We start from the raw sequence: 235 nt of genomic DNA, 5'->3' as shown, positions 1-235 counted from the left end.
GGATCATACTATGGAATTAAGAGACTAACAAATCTTCCAAAGCGTTGCCGACCGCGGTAGGGTAAGCGGTGCAGCAAAGGTATTAAATTACGAACAATCAAATGTAACTGCACGGATAAAACACCTGGAAAACGAGCTAAAAACACCACTTTTTTATCGTCATAAACGAGGTATGACTTTAACAGCTGAAGGAAGAAAAATGCTCGTTTATGTTAATAAAATTTTGCAAGATGTT

General features: G+C 37.4%; 1 protein-coding gene. It reads left to right on the top strand.

Annotated features, from left to right (window positions below; translation table 11 throughout):
• Positions 1-31: 31 nt before the first annotated feature.
• Positions 32-235: LysR family transcriptional regulator (locus tag KVT34_RS31235; RefSeq protein WP_309244149.1), on the top strand; the 204-nt coding region annotated here is incomplete at its 3' end.

The organism is Paenibacillus sp. GbtcB18 (genome assembly GCF_019091125.1).
Taxonomy (GTDB): domain Bacteria; phylum Bacillota; class Bacilli; order Paenibacillales; family NBRC-103111; genus Paenibacillus_F; species Paenibacillus_F chitinolyticus.
The sequence above is the reverse complement of the archived record's forward strand: the minus strand, read 5'-3'. Positions and strand labels throughout refer to the sequence as shown.